Raw genomic sequence first — 24586 nt, 5'->3', positions numbered from 1 at the left:
ACCAATGGATTATTTAGCATTACCAAAAATCGATCTGCATTGTCACTTAGATGGTAGCGTTCGGCCACAAACCCTGCTCGACTTAGCAGCCCAACAAAACATTCAATTACCTAGCACTGATATTAATGATATTAGCCAATTAATGATCGCCCCAGAAACCTGTCCTGATCTCGGCGAATATTTACAACGTTTTGCATTACCCTTATCCGTCATGCAAACAACCCAAGCCCTTGAACGTATTTCCTTCGAACTATTTGAAGATGCCGCGCTTGAAAATGTTAAATATTTAGAAGTTCGTTTTGGCCCTTTACTTCATACCGAACAAGGCCTGACCGTTGAACAAATCATCGACAGTGTTATTCAAGGCATGCAGCGCGCTGAATCCCAATACGATATTAAAGGCAATTATATTCTGTCTTTACTACGCCATATGCCCAAGGAAACAATTAATCCCGTGATCGACGCCGGTACAAAATTTCTTGGTAAAGGTGTAGTTGCCTTTGACTTAGCCGGCGGTGAAGCACCTGGGTTCTGCGAAGAATTTATCCCCCATGCACAATATGCACAGGAAAAGGGTTACCACATTACCATTCATGCTGGTGAGCAAGGCGAAGGACAAAATGTTTACGATGCCATTACTCAGCTTGGTGCAGAACGTATTGGTCATGGTATTCATATTAAAGGTCACCCACAGGCATACCAATTGGTGAAACAAAAAATGACAGCACTAGAAACCTGTCCGAGTAGTAATATTCAGACCAAAGCCGTTAACAAACTGATTGAACATCCGATTAAAGATTTTTATTTAGATGCTGTTCCTGTCACCATCAATACCGATAATCGCACGGTTTCCGATACAACAATGACAAAAGAAGTTCAAAAGGTAATAGAAACCTTCAATTTAACGCGCGAAGATTATGTCAATATCTATAAAACAAGCGTTGAACATGCCTTTACAGGCGATGAAATAAAGCAATATTTACTGACTTTTGTTGCGTAATTTACCGCCAAAACCGATCAATATAATTAATCGGTATAATTAATTCTTTGTAGATCTTAAGTTACGATTGACTAGGACGTCTAGACGTCCTAATATCCCCTCTAATTATTTAATGGTAACGTTGATATCCCCCTTTGCCATTTGAGTAGAATCATACTCAGCTGCTTAAACAGAGTCCTTTTAAACATCTGATTATATTTACTTTTAGTTCAATTCAGGAAATTTGATGATAGAAATAAAAAGTGTCAATAAGATATTTTATCAAGGTGAGCGCGTTATTAATGCACTGAGTGATATCAATCTTAATATCGATGAAGGTTGTATTTACGGCGTTATCGGTTCTTCAGGTGCAGGTAAAAGTACCTTAATTCGTTGTGTTAATTTATTGGAACGTCCAAGCAGTGGCAATGTCATCGTTGATGGTATTGATTTAACCGCTCTTTCTAATCACGAGTTAACCCTTGCACGTCGTAAAATAGGGATGATTTTCCAGCACTTTAATCTGTTATCTTCACGAACGGTGTTCGACAATGTTAGTCTGCCATTAGAACTGTCCGGTACTAGCAATAGTGAGATCAAGACTAAAGTAGAAAGCTTGCTTAAATTGGTTGGATTAAGTGATAAAAAAGACAGCTACCCCGCAAACTTAAGTGGCGGTCAAAAACAACGCGTTGCAATCGCACGTGCGCTAGCCTCGGATCCTAAAGTTTTGCTCTGTGATGAAGCGACAAGTGCATTAGATCCCGCAACAACCCAATCGATTTTAGAATTACTGCGCAAAATTAATAAAGAGTTAAACCTAACTATTTTATTAATTACCCATGAAATGGCCGTTGTAAAAGGGATTTGTGCTGAAGTAGCCATTATTGGTGATGGGAAACTCGTTGAACAAGGCCCCGTTGGCGATATTTTTGCTCATCCCAAAACAGACCTTGCGCGTCAATTTATTCGCTCTACTCTGGATTTATCGATTCCAGAAGATTACCAAATGCGTTTATCTGCCCAGCAAATCGACAACTCATCTCCCTTAGTACGCCTTGAGTTTACGGGGGATTCCGTCGATGCGCCTTTAATCAGCCAAGTTGCACGAAAATTTAATATTGATATTTCCATTCTTAGTTCAAATATGGATTACGTCGGAGGCATTAAATTTGGCCTAATGTTAGCGGAGCTGTTCGGCCCAGATGAAGCAGCTCAACAAGCTATCGATTTCCTAAAAACAAATAAAGTAGAAGTAGAGGTATTAGGTTATGTCGCTTGATTCAATAATTAGTTGGTGGACAGGTAATGAACGCCTTATTGCGTTGTTATTCGACGCATTACAGCAAACCTTAGCCATGGTCTTTGCGGCGGGTTTAATTGGTTTTTTATTTGGTATTCCATTAGGGGTTTTACTGCATACCACTAAGAAATCAGGGTTACTAGAAGAACTCTCCTTTAATAAAGTCCTTGGTACGGTAATTAATATTGGCCGCTCAATTCCCTTTATTATTTTATTAGTGGCGATTATTCCATTTACCCGTATTATCGTCGGCAGTTCGATTGGCACCGCAGCAGCAATAGTGCCATTAACTATTGCGGCGATTCCGTTTATTGCACGTTTAGTGGAAGGTGCATTGCTCGAAGTTCCATCGGGATTAGTCGAAGCAGCCCAGGCAATGGGTGCGAAACCAATGCAAATTATTATAAAAGTATTATTACCCGAAGCCCTTCCCGGCATTATTAACGCAATCACCATTACACTTGTCACTCTAGTCGGTTACTCCGCGATGGCAGGTACCGTTGGTGGCGGTGGCTTGGGCGATGTTGGTATTCGTTATGGGTATCAACGTTTTGATGGCACGGTGATGATGATCACCGTCGTTATTCTCGTTATTTTGGTTCAAATTATTCAATCATTAGGTGATCACCTCGTTAAACGTGTCGATCATCGTTAATCGTTTTTAATTAAATATAAATCAGGGAATCCCCTTGAAAAGGAGAAATAAAATGCGTTTTAATCTTAAGAGCCTATTTACCGTAGTAGGTTTAGCATCTACGCTAGCGTTAGCAGGTTGTAATAATAAAGAAGCCGCCGTTGAACCCACAAAAGCACCAGAGACTCATAAAATTACAGTCGGTGTGATCGCAGGTTCTGAAGCCCAAGTTGCAGAAGTCGCAGCTGGTATTGCAAAAGACAAATATGGTTTAGATGTTGAATTAGTGATTTTCTCTGATTACATCACCCCAAATGCCGCATTAGAAGAAGGTTCTATCGACCTAAATGCATTCCAACATAAACCTTACCTTGATCAACAAATGAAAGATCGTGGTTATAAATTTGCGATCGCAGGTAACTCATTTGTTTATCCAATTGCAGGTTATTCAAGCAAAATAAAATCGCTTGATGAACTAAAAGACGGTGATCAAATTGCAGTACCAAGTGACCCAACAAATCTTGCTCGTTCATTAATGTTACTTCAAAAACAAGGCCTATTAAAATTAAAAGACGGTGCTGATTTAACAGCCACTGTACTTGATATTGACAGTACTATTAAAAACCTAAAAATTGTGGAGTTAGAAGCACCTCAACTACCACGCTCTTTAGACGATGTAACGCTTGCAATTATCAATACAACCTACGCAAGCAGCATTAATCTTTCACCTGAAAAAGACGGAATTTTTGTTGAAGAAAAAGATTCTCCTTACGTTAACTTAATCGTTGGTCGTGAAGATAATGTTGATTCTGAAGATGTAAAAACCTTCGTTAAAGCTTATCAATCTGAAGAAGTTTACCAAGCTGCAATGAAAATATTTAAAGATGGTGTTGTTAAAGGTTGGTAAGCTAACTTTCCAGACACATCAATCATAACCTTATATGATTAAAGCCCAACCTATACTGTTTCAGATAATGTTGGGCTTTTTTATGACTAAATCTTTTCTACTTTTATACCTTAACCAGTAAAATAGATCAGCTAATTACTACGAGTGGTATAATTTAACTATTTTTTCTATTTCGAGTTTACGTTAATCAATGGATATTCATTCAACCACACTGCTCGCCATGGCCATCATATTTCTTGGTGCTTTTGTACAAACAACCATTGGTTTTGGGCTAGCTGTGATTGCCGCTCCCCTATTATTTTTAATTAATCCCAATTATGTGCCCGGACCTATTTTTATTGCGTCATTAATTATCTCAATATTAAATACCTTAAAATATCGTGAAAATATTGAAATTGGTGGATTAAAAATTGCGGTGATAGCCCGAATTCCGGGATCAATTTTAGGTGGAATATTACTGTTATATGCATCTTCAACACATCTTTCATTATGGTTGGGTTTGTTAGTCTTACTCGCCCTGGCAATTAGTTTACTGCCCTTTCGCATTGAACCTACACAGAACAGAATGGCATTTGCAGGCGCGTTATCAGGGTTTATGGGAACGAGTTCAGGAATTGGTGGGCCGCCAATGGCGCTACTACTGCAACATCAAGAGGCGAATGCATTAAGGGGGAACCTATCTGCATTCTTTTTGTTTAGCGCAATTATTTCCATTATCGTGCTTATTTGCATTGGCCACTTTACCCTGCATCACCTCTTTATTAGTATTCCTCTATTACCTGCAACTTGGGCAGGCTACCGCTTTGCCCTCTTTTCGATGCAATATATTTCCAAAGAATGGATACGTTACAGTGCATTGTTACTATGTTTCGTTAGCGGTATGAGCGCTATCTATCAAGGTCTCTGACTTTTCTCGCGTCACCCACCAACATATTAGCGATCCAATAGTGACAAAAATAACGCCTTGCCAAAAGGTTTGCCCCAGCGCCACACCTAATATAATGGTTGACGTGAAACTTGAAAAGATCGGCGTAAAATAAGAAAGTGTCGCCAAAAACATCATATTGCCCCCAATAATGGCAACATTCCAAAGCGCATAACCACTCGCCATCACCGCCGAGGTAATAAATAATGAAAGAACAGATTGCGTAGAAAATGATATCACAGGTTCATCACTAATCGCGTACTCAATCCATAATGCAATCGCAGTAAAAATAAAAAACAGTGTAATTGCGTTTTTACCATCGGAGAGATACTTCGTCACACTACAATAAAATCCCCATATAATCGCACCTGAGAAGGCAAAACTATAGGCAACCGGATTACTGCTAATATTTTCTGATAAGCTCGCTATTGAAAAACCTTGATCACCAAGAATACTCCAAGCGACACCAAAAAAAGCAAGGCCAATACTTGGATAAACTAACCAACTTGTGGGTTTTTGTGTCGCTGCTGCTTTTTTATCAAAATGCTTTTTCGCTAAAATGGCAAACAATACCGTAAAAGATGGCCACAGGTAATTAATCACGCCCATTTCAATCGTTTGCACACGATCATTTGCGAACCCTAGTGCTAATGAAAATAACACCTCATAACTGGCAAACAGCCCACCGCCGATAATTAGATATTTGATTGAAAAATCACGCAATTTAGGAAACCCTAAAACCGCTATTAACATCACAGAACTGAGACTATAAACCATCGCAGCACCACCAATCGGCCCGAGTAATTCAGCATTATTTCTCAATAAAGCAATCACGCAACTCCAGAGCAAAATAGCCATTACGCCATAGAGTGTAAATTTGTGTTTAATAAACAATGGAGAGTCCCTTCAAAGAAATAACGCTTGATGTGTACCAGAAATGTATAACAGCAATACCGACGGCTAATGTTTTAACAATGCCATCGCTTCACCTATCGGCAGCGGCTTACTGTAAAAATATCCTTGTAATGAGCCAATGTCCAGTGCTAATAATAAATCTCTTTGTTGCTGTGTTTCAACACCTTCAGCAACCACTTGACAATCTAACGACTGTGCAACGGCACAAATGGCTTTGACGACTTTATAGGCCCGAGGTGACTGGGTCATATTTTGAGTGTATTCGCGATCAATTTTAATTTCAGTAAAGGGAAATTTTAACAGTTCAGTAAACCCTGAAAATTTAGTGCCGAAATCATCAACGGATAGTGCACACCCCGCCATTCTAAAAAGAGTCAAATTATTCAACACAGAGGTATTAAGCATGGGTTTATTTTCAGTCACTTCAAGGGTTAATCTACTCGGTTCAAGATGGTGCAGTTGAATGATACCTAATACTTTTTTAGCAAAGTCAAAATCACTTAAGGATTGATAATCAATATTTAGAGATATAGAGCCGGTAAACTCGGGATACTCACTCAATAACGATAAAGATTTTTGTAATATTCGATAGGTAAATTCAGTGATCCGGCTTTCTTTAATCAGTGTTGTGATAAAGCAATCGGGAATATAAACAAAGTCATCCATACATAATCGACTCAATATTTCGATGCCTTGAATATTGCCATCCAGTGAAGAAAATTGGGCTTGAAAATAAGGCACAAATAAGTCCTGTTCCCATGCGTAATCGACAACACTCTTATCCAATAACAAGGGAATATATTTGACCTGTGATTCAGTATCATTCTGAGCGATAACGTTAACGACTTTCTCTCGAATTTGGGATAGCGTATTGGGTAATGACAATCCATGCACATTATCAAAGTCAAAGGTTTGACCGATATGTCGTGTCATTTCGATAATATCTTCATCATATTGGCTTAAAAAAATAATACCGATCAAATTAGGTAAATTAACGGCTTTACTGACATGTTCAATTTGAATATCAGCGACTGAAAGAATTTCTGAAATTAAAATAAAAGGTTCCGTTTCCTGACAGATATATTGATAGAGTTCGTCAATATGGCTAAACGAAACAGAAGTGATTTTTAAACCCGAAATAGCCTGGTCTATTACCGTTTTTTTTATAAACTCATCTTCCATGATAAGTAATTTCATCGAAACCTCTTGTTGCCCATTAAGGTGAAGTTAATAACAGCCGTGTTTAAGCTGATTATCATACATATACTACCTGACTATAAGATTTTTATTTGATATTAGCAATACTTTTTGAAAGCGGTTACTAATGATACCCCCGTTATTTTTGTTAAGTATTAAAACAACTTATAATCATTACATTGTTAATATGCGTCAAGATTTTATAAAATATCGCTAACTTGCTTTTTTTTAAAAAGTAATTAAATTAAATTCTCTTATATCCCCTTTTGATCCTGCAACATCATTCAACGGGGACTAAGAGCAATGCACAACCGATCCATCACTTTTCAATTTTTTACAATTAACGTAAGGAATAACAATGAATAAGCGCGCAATTAATATTTCAATATCACTATTACTTGGTCTTCTATTAACTCTCTCAGCACCTAGCTACGCAGCGAAAGGTAATCAGTTATTTCCATCGTTGGCGCCCATGCTAAAAGAAGTGAATGCAGCCGTCGTCAACATATCAACTTTTTCAACCCAAACTCAAACCGTCAATCCATTATTAAATGACCCATTCTTTAAACACTTTTTTAATACCCCGGATCAACCTCAACAACAGCAGCAACAAAAACCTCAAAAACAACAACAAAGTGCTGGCTCTGGCGTCATTGTTGATGCTAAAAAAGGAATTGTGTTAACCAATAATCACGTGATTGATAAATCGGAAGAAATATTGGTTTCGCTTATTGATGGACGTAGTTTTACCGCAAAATTGTTAGGCACGGATCCTGAACTTGATATCGCTATCCTTCAAATTGATGCCGATAATTTAACAGAGGTCGAAATTGCAGACTCTAATCTACTTGAAGTTGGTGATTTTGTGGTTGCAATCGGTAATCCATTTGGTTTAGGTCAAACGGTTACAACCGGTATCGTGAGTGCATTAGGACGAAGCGGTTTAGGTATTGAAGGTTATGAAAACTTCATTCAAACCGATGCATCAATTAACCCAGGTAACTCTGGTGGCGCATTGGTTAATTTAGCCGGTGAACTTATTGGTATCAATACCGCAATTATTGCTCCTTCAGGCGGTAATGTCGGTATCGGTTTTGCAATTCCCGTTAACATGGTCAAAGCGAGCATGAATCAAATCACCGAGAACGGTGAAGTACGACGCGGCCAAATTGGTGTCGGCATTCAAGATATTACCCCCGCGCTACGCGATGCCTTTGGTCTTAAAAATGGACAATTAGGTGTACTAATCAGTAAAGTTGTTTCAGGATCGCCTGCTGAGAAAGCCGGTATTAAAGCGGGTGATATTATTACACAGGTCGATGGTGAACCGACTATTTCAACCGGTCAACTACGAAGCCGTATTGGCATCAGAAAAATCGGTGATAAAGTCAAACTAACGGTCTTACGTGACGTCAAAGAAATTAGCTTAACCGTCACAATAGGCGAACCACAAACCACCGCAAAAACGACTAAAACAATGCATTCCCTTCTTGATGGTGTTGAACTTGGCAATGAAGAAAATGGAAATGGGGTTATCGTGACTCGCATTGTTGGTAATTCAATTGCAGCTTACAGTGGTTTACGTCAAGGTGATGTGATCGTTGCAACCAATAAACAACGCACGAAGAATCTTGATGACTTCCGTAATGCCTTGAAACTAAATGATCAGGCCATTTTATTACAAATTAATCGAGATGGCGGTTCATTGTTTGTCGTTGTAAGATAAAAACGAAACGCTTTTGATTGCCCTCAAGGTCAACTCCTGAGGGCATTTTATTATCCCCACCTAAGCAACAACCATGTACAACGCACGTTTCAAATCTGTGACTATTTCGATAGCAATTTAATCTTCTATTGTACTAAGATAAACATATTAGTTTTGAAAGTAACAGGAGAATGATTATGTTATCAAACATTATTAATATGAATACTGATATTGAAAAGTATACCGATAGAAACCGATTATTACGCGAGGCTTTCTCCTATATCGGCCAACCTAAACAAAGCCACTCGGAACCCGATAAGATATTTTTACGACTTGATCCCTTACTAAGTCAGGGGGCCGTACTCGAATTTAAAAGCAAAGATGTTGTATTCGCAGAGCATATTGAAACGATTTCAGATTCCACAGGTGAAAGTTTTCAAATATATAAAGTCTGGATCCGTGTTGGCAGTGTCGGCGTCAAACTTGAACATTTCACGGTCTAACTTGCATATCCATATTCTCGTCACGTTAGCCCCTTCCCTAAGAGGCTAACCACCACTTTTATTTACTCATCTAAATGGTTAATCTTAAATGTTGATTAACTTCTTCGATTAAGGATTTAGGTACGTCATTTTCCATTGCAACGGTTTTCCACGTGGAAACCACCGCTAAGGTACGATCGATAATGTCATTGATTTTAGATTTCGTAAAAATTGGACTCAATCGTTCAAAACCATAAAAGTCATCACGAATAAAATTGTCTCGTTTGCCCGCTAAGCTCATCCAATGACTATTAACCCACTTATTACCCGGTTTATAGCTATAGGCAATATCGTAAGCCGGTGTTAGCTGCCATTGATGCTGCTCATTAAGCATAAATGCAAAGTTCTTGGTATGATCATCATGGTTTCTTGCAATAACATTAAACACCATTCGTTTAAAAATCTGTAGCGCATCCTGCGGACTCAGGCGTAATTGTCGTGCAACCTGGATAAGCTCTTCATAGGAAAAAGACCCCGGGTGCTTGTAACTAACATGTGCCATGCCATTCAATGTTTGAATATGTACCTTACGATTACCAACACGGTCAAAGCGTTTAGTAATAAAATGCCGTCTATCACCTTCATTTAATAAATGGCTATCGGTCATATCAATACCACATTGACGCGCCAATAGATAATACACATATTCCATGGCACCAAATCCCATCGGATCGCCAAAGGTTTCCTGGTTTTTATTGTGCTCACTCACCCCATCAAACTTCATCAAATAATGTTCAAATCCATCCGGCGCATTAGTTTGCCCTGAACGCACCTGTGTAAATGCTTCATTAAAAGCCAGAACAGCCTTTGGCCTTGCCCCACCCGCACTCATACCTACGGACATTAGCGCCAACATTGCCTGTTTATCTTGCTGACCATCGGATGTTAATGCGACATTAAAATCGCCTCTTTCATTCAACACCTCCTGTGCAATCGCAACCAGCGACTCAACTTCAATATGATTAGATGCATTGAACTGCTTAACCCGTGTTGCAGGTGCATAGGTCAACGCCCCCATTCCACGTTTACCTGTATATTGTAAGCGTTCAAGGGGTGAAATATCGCTTGGTGTTCGACCTTGACTGGCCACCCAAGCATTCAGCACCACATTACCAAAATCATCGGGCAATGAATCGGCAATCAGTCCAGGTAAGCCCTTAAAAGTGGCGTGATCTAATCCAGGAAAAGTAAATATCGTTTTAGATACTGGCATTTTTAAAGGAGAAAGTTCTATTCCCTTTTTAATAAAACTCGGTTCATACTCAAAGGCACCGATACCGGTATCACTATTAAAGCTCACAGCACCGACATCATGGTCGTGATATTTTACATTTATTGCATCTACCATGTGACATCATCCTTACTATTTTCGGTATTATCCACGGCCTTTGATGCTCGTTGGCGTTCATTGCCCTTTAATTTTGCAAGCTGTAAGGGAGATACCGGTTGCTCAGGTAAAAATAAAGACAATTGTTCTAACAAACCCAACCCTTGCATCACCGCAATCATCGTTTCTAATTTTGTTTTACCCGACTCAACATTCACAATCGTATTTCGTGACACGCCCACTTTTTCAGCTAATGCATCACGGGAGATATTTGCATTTAATCGGGCCTGCTTTAATCGCTTTCCCAGTATTTCAGCAATGACTTGAGGACTATCATCTATATTCATATTTTTCGCCTTGATTTATGCAATAACACACACAACGACAATAACCAATTTAATGGTTATTAAAAACCAATAAATCCACTAACAACAACTATAATAGTTATTGTGGCATATAAAAACAAGATAATAACTCAATAACCATTATTTTGATCGTTAATGACTTAAAAACACAATAACAACCACAATAATGGTTATTGTAAAATATGATAAAAGTGAGGAAAGTGATTATCCACGCACTAGCGAATATAAGTGCGTGAACCTAACATTTTTACTATGAAGAGAAGTTATTTACATGAACTTTAATTCATTTATGGTATTTTTTACCTGATAAGAATACTTATAGTCCCTCATATTCCGTCTTATTAAATTTATAACCAATGCCATACACAGAACGAATCGGATCTTCTTCCTCTGCAATTTGGCTGATCTTTTTACGTATATTTTTAATATGTGTATCAATATTGCGATCCGATACATCGGAAATATCGTCATAGGTCCGGTTTAAAATTTCATCTCGACTAAAAACGCGGCCGCTATTTTCTAAAAAGAGCTTGAGTATAGAAAACTCCCTGGGTGTTAGATCTAAAAACTGCCCCTTAAAGGTGACTTCATAATCATCGCTGTTCATCTCAAAACCAAATTGTTTAATCAAATGCCTATCATGGTTTTCAGCTGCATTATTAGTCACTCGACGAAGCACGGTTTTAATACGCGCCATCACCTCTCTAGGACTAAATGGTTTACAAATATAGTCATCTGCACCAAATTCTAAGCCAAGAAGTTTATCGATCTCCTCACTTTTTGCAGTGAGCATAATAATGGGTAATTGTGAAAAAACGCGGATTTGCTTACAAATTTCTAAACCATCAATATCAGGTAACATCAAATCAAGCAGTATTAAATCAACACGATTTTCTTTAACAAAACGACTCACATCTTTACCACTACTAAGGTGCTCAACTAAGTAACCACTGTTTTGACAATAGACGATTAACACCTCTGCAATCGGCGCTTCGTCTTCAACGATTAAAATTGTCTGCTTATTCACTGTGGGTAACTCCTATGAATGGGTAGTGTTATATTGATACTTAATCCTCCCAATGACGAATCCGATGTACTGATTATCCCTTGATGCGCATCTACGATTTGCTTACACAGCGCCAATCCTAACCCTGAACCGCCAGAGCCTCTATTACGAGAAGGTTCTACCCGATAAAAACGTTCAAATAATTTATCTTGAATATTCAATGGCACGCTAGGTGCTGAATCTTGGATCTGAATATTGACATGCTGGGCAACCATTTGCGCAGAAATCTGAACCTGTCCATGTGCATCCGTATAACGACAACAATTTTCAAATAGATTAACGAATAACTGCCTTATTCTGTCTTTATCCGCTAATACCTGACACTTACCATCCTCCATCAACAATGCAAGTTGAGCACAATCCACGGACAATTTTTTCTGTTCAAAACTGGCCATAAAACTATCTGCAACCTGCAGTAATATCTGAATCGGATTAAGTAACTCTTTCTTATAAGTGAGTCCACCAGCATCCGTCGTTGATAACTGATAAAGATCATCCACAATATGGCTTAGGCTATCTATTTGATCAATAAATAACTGAACGCGTTGTTCATCCGCAACAAAAACCCCATCTTGAATACCGATTAACTGACCGCGTAATACGGTGAGTGGTGTTTTTAGCTCATGGGAAATATCTGACATCCATTTAAAACGACTATTTTGATTTTTATCCAAGGTTTCAGCTAATACATTGACATTATCAGACAATAACGACAACTCATCGTTGGTTTTCTTTTCAATTCGAATTCGATAATTCCCACGAATTAACGTGTAGGTACCATCAATCAATGCACTAATAGGCGCAACTAAATGCCTCGAAAATAACCAAGCAGTGACAAAGGCCAAGACAATAACCGCCAACGCAATAATAAAATAACTTTTATATTGCTGTGCTAAAAACTCATTTCCAGGCGTCCCTTTCACAAACTCTGAGGGAATAAGGCTTAGCCAACCGATTGTGTCACCATTTAGTTTAATAACTTCAGTGTAGGGATTATCAGTAATTAATGGTTTCCCAATCACCACCTGTTTATTCGCATCATAAAGGCTCAATCGTTTTTGAGTCTGCAAAATATTATTTAATGAAGCCAAATTCTCATTGGCTTCCTGTTCATCTTTTAATGACTGAACAAGGCCTTCCGTCGGACTCGGTCTCAATCTCGGACCCAACATTTCTTTCCAGAGTTGCTCATTTCCCTTAAGTGGTTGCCAACTACCATTTTCTTGGTAAAAAGTAATGATTCTAGTTTTAAGACGAGAAAGTTGCCTATGCTCAACAACATTAACAAAATCATTAAATCCAGTAGACAAGTTAAAGGTGATTAAGGCAAACATTAACCCCACAGCAACAAAGCTGGTCACACAGAATGCTAAGAAAAATTTATAGAGTAGCTTCACTCTGACTCCTTATAATATGGCATCACTTTACATATCCGGCGCAATATCCTTGCCGCCCAATGCTTGGTATAATTTAGCCTGTGTTACAAACTGATTATATTTATTTTCCAATAATGAAGCCTGTGCATCTCGTTTAGCCTCTAATGCATTTATCCAATCAATCATATCAATTGCCCCTGCACGATACTGGCTAGCATAAATTTTTTCCACCTCTTGCGCATTACTATATTGCGCTTGCTGAATGTCATATTGATATTGATAATGTTGCTTAGCTGACAGATAGTTTGCCACTTCTTCAAAGGCTTGATAAAGCGTAACACGATAATTTATAACAGCCGTTTGATAATCAATTTCTGAAATGTTTTTATTCAATTTCATCTGATTCCAATTAAGGAAAGGCAATGATAATTGTGCGCCTAACGTTCCCACTGGATTTTGCAATAACTCAAGCAGCTTTGATGATGAAGTGCCTAAATCGCCAGTCAATGTTAATGATGGGAAATAACTTGCGTCCACTGCATCTCTCTCGGCAAGCGTCGATTTCAACTGATAAAGAGACGATCTTACATCGGGTCGACGTACAAGAAGATCGGCAGGGAGACCCGATGCAATCTCTGGTAATGTGCCTTCAGGTAACTTTTCAATATTAATCATCACATCTTGAGGTGGTTGATTAAGCAATATTGACAAGGCATGCTTACTTTCTAACAGTTCCTGCTGTAATTCACTTAAACTCACCTGCAATTTATAAAGATCTTGAGTTGATTCAAGTACCGCGAGTCGTGTCGTTGAACCGTTATCATAGCGATTTTTAGTTAATGTAATAATTTGTTCAGTCCCCTTTATATTAGACTGAACAATATTAATGTGCTGATTTAGATAACCAATTTGCCAATATAAAGAGGCAACCGTCACCACTAAACTTTGCGCCACACTTTCTCGATCTTCCTCACTCGCTTGCGCAGACCACTGAGTCGCATCTGCAGCAGCAGAGAATTTTCCCCATAAATCTAATTCATAACTCAATTCCGTCGTGGTGCTATAACTACTATCAACATCACCAGTATCAAACTCTTGTTCATTGGAAGAAGACGCATTAAATGATAGATCGGGTAATTTATCATCTTCACTCAACCCTGCATTTAAGCGCGCCTTACGCAGGTTCAGTGTCGCCAGAGCCAAGTCATTATTTGTTTGTAAAGCACGTTCGATTAAGCCATTTAATTCTGGATTGTTAAACTGCTTCCACCATTCATCTTCTTGTACTAATTCGGTAAGTGAAGCGTTTTCTTGCTGCCAATTACTCGGTACATCCAGCGCAGGCATTTCAAATTGACTGCGATTAAGGCCACTACAACCCGCCAAAATTGAACAACAAATGGTAAGCATACTTAGGTTAAAACAGTTCTTATTCATAATATTAGTCTCTTGACAATGCATCGACAGGGTTCAGTTTTGCGGCACTTCTTGCGGGTAAATAACCAAACAAGACACCGATCAATGTTGAACAGGAAAAAGCGGCAACAATTGAGCCTGTTGAGAAAATCATCTGAAAATTACTGGAGCTTGATGCAAAAATAAGCCCCACCAAAAATGCCAGTGTGATCCCAAGAATACCACCACAGATACAAACTAAAACGGCCTCAATCAAGAACTGACGTAAAATATCATTATTACGCGCACCGACCGCCATTCTAATACCTATTTCGCGTGTTCGCTCGGTCACCGACACTAACATAATATTCATCACACCAATGCCCCCAACAATCAATGAAATAAATGCAATGGCCGAAATAAGTAAGGTCATGGTTGCCGATGTTTTTTCAATATTCTCACGCAATGTATCGGTATTTACGGTAAAGAAATCCTGTACACCGTGGCGCATTTTCAAAAGACGAATAATTCCCTCTTCGGCAGCGGTACTCGATACACTTTCATTGACACGCACCGTGATATCATTGACATCATCCTGTCTGAATATACGCCCAGACACCGTGGTATAAGGAACCCATACATTCAGTTCATCACTATTACCAAAAGCGCTTTCCTTTGGTTCCGTCACACCAATGATTTTAACCGGTAATCGACCAAGAAAAATAACTTGACCAACGGCGGCTTGATCGGAAAATAATTCTTCCGCTGTATTTGAATCAATAACCGCTAACTGAGCCAACTGTTCAACACTATCATCATTAAAAAATTGTCCCTGTGCTAAGGTATAACCACGTACCCTGAAAAATTCAGAACCAACGCCTTCAACGCCCGCGCTGACCGCTTTATTACCATAACGAATCGCAACATCGGCTCTCACCGTCGGCGTAACACTATCAACAAACGGTAATAATTTTAAAGCATCTGCGTCACTCGCGGTGAGTGTTCTCACTCGACCAGCACGGCGATCCCCCATGCCCGTTCCGGGTTTAATCTCAATAGTATTGGTTCCCATAGACGCCATATTTTCTAAAACGGATTGTTGAGATCCCGTTCCCAGTGCGACAACGGAAACAACGGAAGCGATACCAATAATAATCCCAAGCATGGTTAAAAAGGTCCGTAGCCTATGGGTTGACATAGCAATAAGCGCCATCTTAAATGCTTCAAAATAACGAGACCAATCAAATCGAGTGTATTTTTTCTGCTCTTTTTCCTTTTTATTTGCCAAGCTAGACACTATCTTGGCATCAGGATTAGTCACTCGATCATGCTTTATCTCACCATCTTTGATTTCAATAATACGATCCGCAAATTCCGCAACCTGCTGATCATGAGTCACTAAAATAATGGTATGGCCATCTCTATGCAGTTCCTGCAATAGATTCATCATCTCTTGACCACTTTTACTATCAAGCGCCCCCGTCGGCTCATCGGCTAAAATAACATCGCCACCATTGACTAACGCACGTGCCACACTCACCCGCTGTTGTTGACCACCACTAAGTTGATTTGGTTTATGATCAAGACGATCACTTAAACCAAGGCGCGAAAGTAAAGATTCAGCTTTTACTCGACGTGATGTTTTTTCTTCGCTCGCATAAAGAGCAGGTACTTCAACATTCGCAACCGCAGTCAAATCACCAAGGAGATGATAACGCTGAAAAATAAACCCAAAATACTCACGACGCAATGCCGCCAACTGATCATCATTCATCTCAGAGGTATCTTGGCCATTAATGAAATAACTGCCCGTTGAGGGTTTATCTAAACACCCTAAGATATTCATTAATGTCGACTTTCCCGAGCCAGATGTACCAACAATGGCAATCATCTCACCACGATGCACCTTCAGGCTGACATTATTAAGTACAGTAAGAGCTTGATCTCCTGCACTAAAAGTACGAGTAACACCGACAAGATCTAAAAGTACTTCACTCATATATTAAAACCCCATCCGTTGCTGACGGGCGGGTCTATCTGTACTCGTTCTCGACTGTTGAACACCCGTAGACTCGCCGATAATAATTTCGTCGCCTTCTTCAAGGCCAGATAAAATTTGCGCATAAATATTATTATTAATACCGACCTCAACATCACGATATTCCATATTCTCGCCATTTTTTACCGGCACTCGATAATGTCCGGGATGACGAGAATTACTGACAAGGACTTGAGAAGGCACTAATAATGCGTTGTCTGCATGATCAAGAATAATAGAAACCTGCGCAGTCATGCCAAAACGAAGTAAACCATCGGGATTATCAACATCAAACAAAGCGTTATAGTAAATCGCGTCACTATCACCGATAACAAGTTGACTATCATCACCCGTCATGAGTGTTGGACCAGGTTCAATCGCACGAAGCACACCTTCGTATTTTTTAGATGAATCACCAAGAATCGTAAAATAAACCTGTTGCTCAGGAGAAACATGAATAACATCGGCCTCGGACACCTCTGCTTTAATCGTCATCGTATTAAGCTGAGCAATTTCAACAATGGTTGGAATTTCCTGATTATCACTAAGTGTTTGCCCTTCTGAAACCGAAACATAAATAACCGTACCATCTATCGGCGCGACTATTTTTGTATAACCAAGCTCCAACTTAGCATTATCAACACTGATTAATGCTTGTTCCTTAAGTGCTTTTATCTGTTCAAGTTCGGCGTTATAAACTAACAACGCCGCTTCCGCTGTTTCATAGTCTGATTGCGAACTTGAACCATCCTTATGCATTTTTTGCTGACGCTTAAACTCTGATTCAGCTTGGCGTATTTGTGCCTGTTTTGCACTGTATTGTGCATTAATACTATTAAGTGATGCCAGTGCTTCTTTCAATGCATTTTGCTGGGTTAAGCTGTCAATTTCAGCAATCAGATCTCCCTGCTTCACGACATCACCAAGCTTAACTGCCAGGTGTTGTATCTGCCCTGCAGCCTGAGAACCCACATCGACCAGTTTATAGGGATATAAAACGCCACTGGTTAAGACAACATTTTCAATCGCTCCTTTTTTTACAACATCGGTCGTAAACACAGGCTTAGCATCTTGACTCTGGGAGAGGTAAAAATGCACCGAGAAGGCGATTGGAACAACGAGTAATATAAATAGGATTATATATTTTATTTTTTTATTCATGGCCAGTTCCGATTTTTATTGAGAATAAGAAATTAGAACTAGTATAGAAAAAAAATATAGGCTAAAAATGAAGAAATTAAAATTCATAACTAACTGTATTTATTATGCTTTTAAATATCCGCCTTCAATTGTGTAGGAAATGTGTAAGCTTTAAAAATAACTTCCACTTATATAAATAGGATACAACTATTATTATCATCGTAAGATTGGCGTTAGAAATGATTTCGAACGCAGATACAAAAACGCCCCGAACAATATCGAGACGTAAAATATCAAACGATGAAATCTAGGCCACTTCAGTTTCCCATAACCCCCTCTACAATATGCTAGTTTGTAATTCAAATTCGCCTTCTTGTAAGTCGGCGGCGATATCTTCAAGAGTTTCAATAATGCCATTACGACCTAACCCTTCTGCGATTGTTTGATCTAATAAGTATTCCACATTCAAATAATAGTTATTCGTATGCATTGTACTATGCGCAAAAGCATCAGACATAGAATTCATTGGGGTATGAGATATATAGGATGGTAAATATTTAAAAACGCAGTATCTCTTGCCATTATTGAGCGCATCAATAATCGAAAAAATGCTGTCTCGGTAATGTTACAATTTAATTACATTTTAAATACCACAAAAGCAAAAATAAAATGACTAGAATATGCGTGACAACTTAGAAGCTAGCAATTGGTGGATTCGTTTTATTTGGCTATAAGTAAAGAAAAACAACCACCGAAATAGTACAAAAACCCTAATAATGGCAAAACTTTATCACCTAATCCCAAAAACATCAGTAAAAAGACATTATTTATTCAGTAATAGCATAAATCGATAAATATAATATTAAACTTTCCCCTAAAATAGCCGATAAGTCTATCCTTATAGAACAAATTTAATTCGCCAACTCAATGTTTATCAAGGAACAAAAATGCAAACGCTCGGGTTTAAAAATAAAATTATACTATCAGTTATTATGTTAGTGACAGCTTGTCTACTTGTCTCTAACTGGCTTGCTTACACTCATTTAAGAGATAGCACTGTTGATAGAGTCGCACTTCATTCTCAATCTATTGTTCACTATGAATCTCTAAAAATTGAATCATGGTTAGCAGATAAAACTAATGCAATCCAAATATTAGCGAATAAATATAAAAATAATAACGAAATCGCAACGTCGACTTATGTTGATGATGCTAGATTAACAAGAGATACCATTGATATAAGCGATGTCTACATTTCATTAGACACTGGCCCAACGTATTCAACAGCAAAAGGAAAAGATTGGGTAAATGGTGTCATTGATGTAAGCAAATTTGATGCGCGTACTCGCCCATGGTACAAACAAGCTAAATCAACCAGCGGTATTTCAATTACGGAACCTTATATTGATAAAATAACAAACAAACCTGTCGTATCTATTTCTAAAAGCTTTGGTGATGGTGTCGTGTTAGGTGATGTATCTATTGCTATTTTAACCCAGACATTAGAAGAGATTAATTTTCCTACCGCAATATTTTCCATCCTAGATAAAAATGGCAAGGTTATCGCTTCAAATTCATCAACGGTAAAGGTCGGTACAACACAGCCTGACTTAAACGTAAAGAATGTATATGGCACTATTCTAGAGGAAGACGAAGCAACCGTAGATTATGCACTTGATGGAGTCGATAAAGTCGGTTTCACAACATCAATAAATTTAGCCGATGGTTCAAAATGGCATTTATTCCTATCTGTTGATAAATCGGTCGTATATTCAGAAGTAGATAAAGCCTTACAAAGCGCGATTACTTCTTCTGTTGTCATGTTGTTTATTGCTATAGCGTTGTCTCTCATTATATTAAATATTATTTATAGCCCAATCGTAAAATTAAAAGAAATGGTTGTCGATTTATCGACAGGTAATGGAGATCTAACACGCAGGCTTGATGTCACAACTAGTGATGATTTGGGACAAATCGCGACAGGAGTGAACCAATTTATTGCAGATATTCAATCACTCATGTTAGAAGTATCCGAATCGTCTAACCACATAGATGATAGTGTTGAACAACTCAATAACCAGGTCAACACAAATAACGAAGTACTCGATTTTCATGCAAGTGAAACAAATCAAATCGTAGCTGCAATAGAAGAAATGAGCGCAACGGCAAACGATGTTGCCAATAACGCATCCGAAGCAGCAACATTTACGCAAAAAACCAACGACCAAGTTAGCAAATCATTAGAAGAAGTAATGACAGCGACAGACACAGTATCACAATTGGTTACTGACGTTGATAATGCGTCTGAAACAATCAATGGAATAAGCACAGATACACAAGAAATTACCAATGTGTTAAATGTCATTGGTTCCATTGCTGAACAAACTAATTTATTAGCTTTAAATGCTGCAATTGAAGCCGCGCGAGCTGGTGAACACGGTCGAGGTTTTGCCGTAGTGGCAGATGAAGTTAGATCGCTTGCGAGTAGTACAAAAGACAGCACAACTGAAATCGAAAGCACTCTTAATAAATTACTTAATAGTTCTCAAAGTGCCAATACAGCAATGTTGGCAACAAAAGAGACATGTGAAAAAACAACTCAGGGAACACGTAGAGTTGCAGAGGACTTAACTAATATTGATGAATCGGTTACCAGTATAAATGACTTAACTACGTTAATTGCAACTGCAGCAGAAGAACAAAGTGCTGTAACACAAGAAATAACTCGTAATATGTCAAGCTTGCAAGATATGGTTGTAACGTTAACCAATAACGGCCAATCAACAGGTAGTGAAACACAAAAACTTACCAATGCAAATAGTCAATTAAAGGCCATTGTTGGTAAATTCAGATTAAGTTAAAAAAACCTCTATTGTATTGTCTATTGTTAAAATATTAAGAATAGACATCTCTATTTTGCACATCTATATTTCAGATGTGCAAAATAGTTACTACAATAAATCACTGATAAATATATTCCCCTATAGTAAATATTTGAAAATGCTGTACCCCTTATGATTATTGAGCGCATCAAGAATCGACAAAAAATCCCATCTAGGTAATGTCACTGTTTAACTACACTAATATTTTGTTATTTTTTATCATCAAAACTATAGTTGTAATTAATTATATGTTCTAAAACCAATGAGCAGACTTGAATTAACTTTTCGCAAACTAAACTTGAACACTAAGTTGAATAATTTATAAGCTCTTTCAATAGAACATTCGTACCATTTAGAGGCTACCAAATAAGGAAAAGTTATAGAATATGAATGTTTATCAAATCATGAAAGATAATAACAATGATTCAAATGTGTTTGCAGTTAACATCACAACATCAAGCAACGACGTTATGCAATTACTTGAACAAGGATTTGAAGGAATCCAGACAATCAATGCGACGTCAGAACAAGAGGCAATGGAATTATTCTTTAATAGCAATGCAAGCAGTGTGATGATGTCAACATCATCATTTCTTACTGAAGATACAAAAGTAATAGCTAACTACGGTATTATCACATCAACTATCGTTAGCGGAACGAACATTTTCCGCGACATGCTTGCTGGAGTTCGTGACATTGTAGGAGGGAACTCACAAACATATATGAATAAACTTGAAGACTTGAAAGTCCAAGCAATGAATGAACTAAAAAAGAAAGCAGTAAGAATCGATTGCAATGCAATTATTAGTGTATCCATTGATACCGAAGAAATTTCAGGACAAGGAAAAGGTATGCTTATGATCACGGCAACAGGCACAGCGGTAAAAGTTAAAGAGCGATAATTATTATTAACCGTTTTTTTCAACTAAGCATATCACTTAATAAATCAGGGACATCCAAACATAATCAAAGTGGTTCTCCTATCTTTACCATTATTTATAAACACCTTTCGCACTCTTTATTTGAGCGCAGATTCAACTCTGAAGTGCATAACCACTAAGCAGCTATAGCTGCCATGTGTTCAGCCATTAATTTGGCTGGTAGTTTGTAATTTAGCTTTTTCCTTGGTCTATCATTCAGTTGCACTATTACATCTTCAACTTCTGATTGCGATACTTTTTTAAAGTCTGTTGCTTTTGGCCAGTATTGCCGTAATAACCCATTCGTGTTTTCATTCAAACCTCGTTGCCACGAACAATAAGGATCTGCAAAATAAACACCACAGTCTAAGTATTCACTCATCATTTCATGGTAAGCAAACTCTTTACCATTATCTGCTGTGATCGTATGTACGGCTTTTTTATAAGGTTGTAATAAAGCAATCGTCGCAGCGGTGACTGATTTAGCTGATTTGTCGTCAACACGCATAGAGACTGTAAAGCTAGTTTTCCGTTCAACGATAGTCACTAATGCACCACTGTGGCCTTTACCGATGACTAAATCTATTTCCCAATCCCCAATTCTGCTTTTATTATCAATAACCGTTGGACGTTCATCAATGCTGACTCGGTTTTTGATAAAGCCGCGACCTGCCTGTTTATCCTTACTACGGGATTGGTAAGCCTTGCCTTTTCTACGCAGATGTTGAAATAATTGACCACCACGTTTCTTATCAGCCCAAACATGTAGATAAATTGTTTCATGGCTAATTAGAATGCGGTGTACTTCTTTTAACCAGCCTGATATTTGCTCAGGACTCCATTTCATATAAATCTTTGAATCAATTAATGCAATGAGGTTACTCGTCATTTTAATGGCCTTACGTGAATGTAAGCGGCGCCCCTGAGCAAGGGACTGGGCTTGCTTAATGCGATAACCTCGCTTTCCTGTATTACGAGAAAGCTCTCGACTGATAGTTGATTGACTCACTTTTAATTGCTGTGCAATTTTATTTTGGCTTATTCCTATTTTCTTTAATGCATAAATCTGGCATCTTAGCTCATAGGTCAGTTGATTATATGTTTTCATTGTTGCATCTCTTGCCGGAGAAAAGCGATTAGCATATATTCAGCTGACCACTTTTTCTACCTATTCAAGTTATGCACTTACTATTTGAATCTAAGGAGTATTTGTAAGCAATGCTTTAGCCATAACTGTAAGATCCTTTTTTGAAGATAAAAATCATCTTACAAATAATCTTACATTTTTACCGAATGCAAGCGACTCGATTGAAGATCTACGGACATAAAAAAACCCGCAAAGCCTGTATTTACAAGCTTTGCGGGTTTTCTTCGTACCTTGTCGGTACTGAATATGGCGGGACGGAGAGATTTTGTAAAGTTAAATATAGCATTGATAATAAAGCATTTAATTTGTAATGAAAATAATAATACCACATAAAAAACCACTTAAATTACCGCATGGTTTTGTGGATATTTCATAAATTAAGCTGTAATTGCATGTTTTATGTTATAACAAATAAGGCCCACTAAATAGCCTATCTCTTCATAAAGAACCGACGGTTCGAAGCCTTAATCTTCTAGATGGAGTACTTTTAAAATTACTATTAAATCAAGTTTATAATATTTTTTTCAACCTACCTTTATTTAGAATTCAAATGACAAATAAGGTAACTAATTTAATTTTTAATCAGCACCTGTTTTTATATACAGTACTCTTATATTTCTATATACTTTTTATGTTTTTGATGCCTTGAGTACCTGAGACTCAGTTAATAGCTGAAGAGGAAGCAACAAAAATACAAGCAAGCTACCCTTGTAGCTTGCTTACTTATGTATTCAAGGCTCTTTTTATAGGAGCATAAATGGACGAACATATTTTACATAACGGGCAACTTCGCCTTATTAACGCTGATTGTTTAAATTATTTAAAAACCCTTCCTGACAACGCGATTGATCTTATTCTTACCGATCCCCCTTATTTTCAAGTTAAAAAAAATCCTTGGGATAATCAATGGCCTAATGTTGAAACATTTTTAGCCTGGCTTGATGAGGTGCTTGTTGAATTCTGGCGAATATTAAAGCCGACAGGAAGCTTATACCTTTTTTGTGGCTCCAAGTTAGCAGCCGATACTGAAATACTGATACGGTCGCGATTTGAAGTACTCAATCATATTATTTGGGCAAAACCTTCTGGTGTTTGGAAAAGATCCCATAAACCAAGCCTGCGCTCTTTTTTCCCAGCAACAGAGCGTATTATTTTTGCAGGTCACTATGGTTCGGAAGGTTTTGCTAAAGGAGCAAATGGTTATGCAACAAAATGCAGTGAATTAAAAAAAGACGTATTCAAACCATTAATTGATTATTTTATTGACGCTAAACGTTCATTAAATATTTCAGCAAAAGATATTAATGAAGCCACGGGCACTAAAATGTGCTCCCACTGGTTTTCATCTAGCCAATGGAAACTTCCCAACGAGCAACAATATAATCAATTGCAACAACTCTTTGCTGCTCACAATGCGAAATTATTACGATCTCACCCTGAGCTAACTAATGAACATTTAACACTACAGTTAAAGTTTCAAACACTGGTTCGTCAGTATGATGATCTTAAACAAGAGTATAACAATCTAAGGCGCCCTTTTAAGCTGACAAATGAAGTCCCATACACTGATGTTTGGACTTATGCGCCAGTTCAGTATTACCCAGGCAAGCACCCTTGTGAAAAACCAGCGCCTTTACTCGAGCATGTTATTAAAACAAGTAGTAAAGAAAATGATGTGGTTTTAGATGCTTTTATGGGTTCGGGTTCGACGGGAAAGGCATGCTTAGCGCTTAATAGACAATTTATAGGAATAGAAATGGAGGAGGAGACTTTTACACAATCAAAAGCGATGCTTAAAAATATAAAATAGCAATTGATGCAAT

At 38.0% G+C, this 24586-nt stretch carries 21 protein-coding genes; 10 read left to right on the top strand and 11 right to left on the bottom strand.

Translation table 11 applies throughout. The features are described from left to right. The first annotated feature begins 4 nt into the window (after positions 1-4). The 5 genes from add to ACR30L_RS08050 all read left to right on the top strand — a co-directional run bounded on the left by add (position 5) and on the right by ACR30L_RS08050 (position 4730). Positions 5-1000 carry an adenosine deaminase gene (add, locus tag ACR30L_RS08070; RefSeq protein WP_435237507.1) on the top strand — a complete coding sequence of 332 codons (996 nt, stop codon included), beginning with the start codon at positions 5-7 and terminating at the stop codon, positions 998-1000. A gap of 226 nt (positions 1001-1226) precedes the next feature. Beyond that, on the top strand, positions 1227-2261 hold the full coding sequence (gene metN, locus ACR30L_RS08065) for a methionine ABC transporter ATP-binding protein MetN (RefSeq protein ID WP_435237506.1): 1035 nt from the start codon (positions 1227-1229) through the stop codon (positions 2259-2261). Further along, on the top strand, positions 2251-2937 hold the full coding sequence (locus ACR30L_RS08060; RefSeq protein WP_435237505.1) for a methionine ABC transporter permease: 687 nt from the start codon (positions 2251-2253) through the stop codon (positions 2935-2937). The genes metN and ACR30L_RS08060 overlap by 11 nt, the downstream gene beginning before the upstream one ends. Before the next feature lie 52 nt (positions 2938-2989). Further along, positions 2990-3823: a MetQ/NlpA family lipoprotein gene (locus ACR30L_RS08055; RefSeq protein WP_435237504.1), complete on the top strand. Its 834-nt coding sequence runs from the start codon at positions 2990-2992 to the stop codon at positions 3821-3823. 190 nt (positions 3824-4013) lie between these two features. Continuing rightward, positions 4014-4730: a sulfite exporter TauE/SafE family protein gene (locus ACR30L_RS08050; RefSeq protein ID WP_435237503.1), complete on the top strand. Its 717-nt coding sequence runs from the start codon at positions 4014-4016 to the stop codon at positions 4728-4730. Here the strand turns inward: ACR30L_RS08050 and yddG are convergent. Both yddG and ACR30L_RS08040 read right to left on the bottom strand, forming a co-directional pair. Further along, positions 4686-5642 carry an aromatic amino acid DMT transporter YddG gene (yddG, locus tag ACR30L_RS08045; RefSeq protein ID WP_435237502.1) on the bottom strand — a complete coding sequence of 319 codons (957 nt, stop codon included), beginning with the start codon at positions 5640-5642 and terminating at the stop codon, positions 4686-4688. The genes ACR30L_RS08050 and yddG overlap by 45 nt on opposite strands. Before the next feature lie 66 nt (positions 5643-5708). Then, positions 5709-6860, bottom strand: a complete 1152-nt coding sequence (locus tag ACR30L_RS08040) for an EAL domain-containing protein (protein ID WP_435237501.1) — start codon at positions 6858-6860, stop codon at positions 5709-5711. A gap of 358 nt (positions 6861-7218) precedes the next feature. On the opposite strand from ACR30L_RS08040, the gene ACR30L_RS08035 reads away from it, so the two are divergent. Next, positions 7219-8586 (top strand): Do family serine endopeptidase, encoded by a 1368-nt coding sequence (locus ACR30L_RS08035; RefSeq protein WP_435237500.1) that lies wholly within the window; start codon positions 7219-7221, stop codon positions 8584-8586. Between the two features lie 176 nt (positions 8587-8762). Then, on the top strand, positions 8763-9068 hold the full coding sequence (locus tag ACR30L_RS08030; RefSeq protein ID WP_435237499.1) for a hypothetical protein: 306 nt from the start codon (positions 8763-8765) through the stop codon (positions 9066-9068). 70 nt (positions 9069-9138) lie between these two features. On the opposite strand, the gene ACR30L_RS08025 is transcribed toward ACR30L_RS08030, so the two are convergent. The 8 genes from ACR30L_RS08025 to ACR30L_RS07990 form a co-directional block, all read right to left on the bottom strand. Continuing rightward, complete coding sequence (locus tag ACR30L_RS08025) at positions 9139-10455, bottom strand: type II toxin-antitoxin system HipA family toxin (RefSeq protein ID WP_435237498.1); 1317 nt, start codon at positions 10453-10455, stop codon at positions 9139-9141. Next, positions 10449-10781 carry a helix-turn-helix transcriptional regulator gene (locus tag ACR30L_RS08020; RefSeq protein ID WP_435237497.1) on the bottom strand — a complete coding sequence of 111 codons (333 nt, stop codon included), beginning with the start codon at positions 10779-10781 and terminating at the stop codon, positions 10449-10451. The genes ACR30L_RS08025 and ACR30L_RS08020 overlap by 7 nt, the downstream gene beginning before the upstream one ends. A gap of 334 nt (positions 10782-11115) precedes the next feature. Next, entirely contained in the window at positions 11116-11826 is a 711-nt protein-coding gene (locus ACR30L_RS08015; protein ID WP_435237496.1) for a response regulator, read from the bottom strand. Then, positions 11823-13262, bottom strand: coding sequence for an ATP-binding protein (locus ACR30L_RS08010; RefSeq protein WP_435237495.1), 1440 nt, complete (start codon positions 13260-13262; stop codon positions 11823-11825). Before ACR30L_RS08010 ends, ACR30L_RS08015 begins: the two co-directional genes overlap by 4 nt. Before the next feature lie 27 nt (positions 13263-13289). Beyond that, positions 13290-14678: an efflux transporter outer membrane subunit gene (locus ACR30L_RS08005; protein ID WP_435237494.1), complete on the bottom strand. Its 1389-nt coding sequence runs from the start codon at positions 14676-14678 to the stop codon at positions 13290-13292. A 4-nt stretch (positions 14679-14682) separates the two neighbouring features. Further along, positions 14683-16635 carry a MacB family efflux pump subunit gene (locus tag ACR30L_RS08000; RefSeq protein ID WP_435237493.1) on the bottom strand — a complete coding sequence of 651 codons (1953 nt, stop codon included), beginning with the start codon at positions 16633-16635 and terminating at the stop codon, positions 14683-14685. Between the two features lie 3 nt (positions 16636-16638). After that, positions 16639-17835 (bottom strand): efflux RND transporter periplasmic adaptor subunit, encoded by a 1197-nt coding sequence (locus ACR30L_RS07995; RefSeq protein WP_435237492.1) that lies wholly within the window; start codon positions 17833-17835, stop codon positions 16639-16641. 316 nt (positions 17836-18151) lie between these two features. Further along, the gene (locus tag ACR30L_RS07990; RefSeq protein WP_435237491.1) at positions 18152-18331 is read right to left on the bottom strand and encodes a hypothetical protein; all 180 of its coding nucleotides are present in this window, start codon (positions 18329-18331) and stop codon (positions 18152-18154) included. A 430-nt stretch (positions 18332-18761) separates the two neighbouring features. Here ACR30L_RS07990 and ACR30L_RS07985 point away from each other — a divergent pair, with 430 nt between their 5' ends. Further along, on the top strand, positions 18762-20675 hold the full coding sequence (locus tag ACR30L_RS07985; RefSeq protein WP_435237490.1) for a methyl-accepting chemotaxis protein: 1914 nt from the start codon (positions 18762-18764) through the stop codon (positions 20673-20675). 407 nt (positions 20676-21082) lie between these two features. Further along, positions 21083-21598: a YbjQ family protein gene (locus tag ACR30L_RS07980; protein WP_435237489.1), complete on the top strand. Its 516-nt coding sequence runs from the start codon at positions 21083-21085 to the stop codon at positions 21596-21598. 154 nt (positions 21599-21752) lie between these two features. On the opposite strand, the gene ACR30L_RS07975 is transcribed toward ACR30L_RS07980, so the two are convergent. Next, positions 21753-22724, bottom strand: a complete 972-nt coding sequence (locus ACR30L_RS07975; protein WP_435237488.1) for an IS30 family transposase — start codon at positions 22722-22724, stop codon at positions 21753-21755. Positions 22725-23520: 796 nt separating this feature from the next. Here ACR30L_RS07975 and ACR30L_RS07970 point away from each other — a divergent pair. Beyond that, a complete protein-coding gene (locus tag ACR30L_RS07970) occupies positions 23521-24573 on the top strand; it encodes a DNA-methyltransferase (RefSeq protein WP_435237487.1) in 1053 nt (350 codons plus the stop codon). Positions 24574-24586 lie beyond the last annotated feature (13 nt).

Source organism: Psychromonas saccharinae (assembly GCF_051201515.1).
Classification (GTDB): Bacteria; Pseudomonadota; Gammaproteobacteria; order Enterobacterales; family Psychromonadaceae; genus Psychromonas.
This window is presented reverse-complemented; position numbering and strand designations above follow the sequence as displayed.

Coding starts and splice junctions, on each gene's coding strand:
- add (WP_435237507.1), top strand. CDS start 5: ATGGATTATTTAGCATTACCAAAAATCGATCTGCATTGTCACTTAGAT.
- metN (WP_435237506.1), top strand. CDS start 1,227: ATGATAGAAATAAAAAGTGTCAATAAGATATTTTATCAAGGTGAGCGC.
- ACR30L_RS08060 (WP_435237505.1), top strand. CDS start 2,251: ATGTCGCTTGATTCAATAATTAGTTGGTGGACAGGTAATGAACGCCTT.
- ACR30L_RS08055 (WP_435237504.1), top strand. CDS start 2,990: ATGCGTTTTAATCTTAAGAGCCTATTTACCGTAGTAGGTTTAGCATCT.
- ACR30L_RS08050 (WP_435237503.1), top strand. CDS start 4,014: ATGGATATTCATTCAACCACACTGCTCGCCATGGCCATCATATTTCTT.
- ACR30L_RS08040 (WP_435237501.1), bottom strand. CDS start 6,860: ATGAAATTACTTATCATGGAAGATGAGTTTATAAAAAAAACGGTAATA.
- ACR30L_RS08035 (WP_435237500.1), top strand. CDS start 7,219: ATGAATAAGCGCGCAATTAATATTTCAATATCACTATTACTTGGTCTT.
- ACR30L_RS08030 (WP_435237499.1), top strand. CDS start 8,763: ATGTTATCAAACATTATTAATATGAATACTGATATTGAAAAGTATACC.
- ACR30L_RS08025 (WP_435237498.1), bottom strand. CDS start 10,455: ATGGTAGATGCAATAAATGTAAAATATCACGACCATGATGTCGGTGCT.
- ACR30L_RS08020 (WP_435237497.1), bottom strand. CDS start 10,781: ATGAATATAGATGATAGTCCTCAAGTCATTGCTGAAATACTGGGAAAG.
- ACR30L_RS08005 (WP_435237494.1), bottom strand. CDS start 14,678: ATGAATAAGAACTGTTTTAACCTAAGTATGCTTACCATTTGTTGTTCA.
- ACR30L_RS08000 (WP_435237493.1), bottom strand. CDS start 16,635: ATGAGTGAAGTACTTTTAGATCTTGTCGGTGTTACTCGTACTTTTAGT.
- ACR30L_RS07995 (WP_435237492.1), bottom strand. CDS start 17,835: ATGAATAAAAAAATAAAATATATAATCCTATTTATATTACTCGTTGTT.
- ACR30L_RS07990 (WP_435237491.1), bottom strand. CDS start 18,331: ATGTCTGATGCTTTTGCGCATAGTACAATGCATACGAATAACTATTAT.
- ACR30L_RS07985 (WP_435237490.1), top strand. CDS start 18,762: ATGCAAACGCTCGGGTTTAAAAATAAAATTATACTATCAGTTATTATG.
- ACR30L_RS07980 (WP_435237489.1), top strand. CDS start 21,083: ATGAATGTTTATCAAATCATGAAAGATAATAACAATGATTCAAATGTG.
- ACR30L_RS07975 (WP_435237488.1), bottom strand. CDS start 22,724: ATGAAAACATATAATCAACTGACCTATGAGCTAAGATGCCAGATTTAT.
- ACR30L_RS07970 (WP_435237487.1), top strand. CDS start 23,521: ATGGACGAACATATTTTACATAACGGGCAACTTCGCCTTATTAACGCT.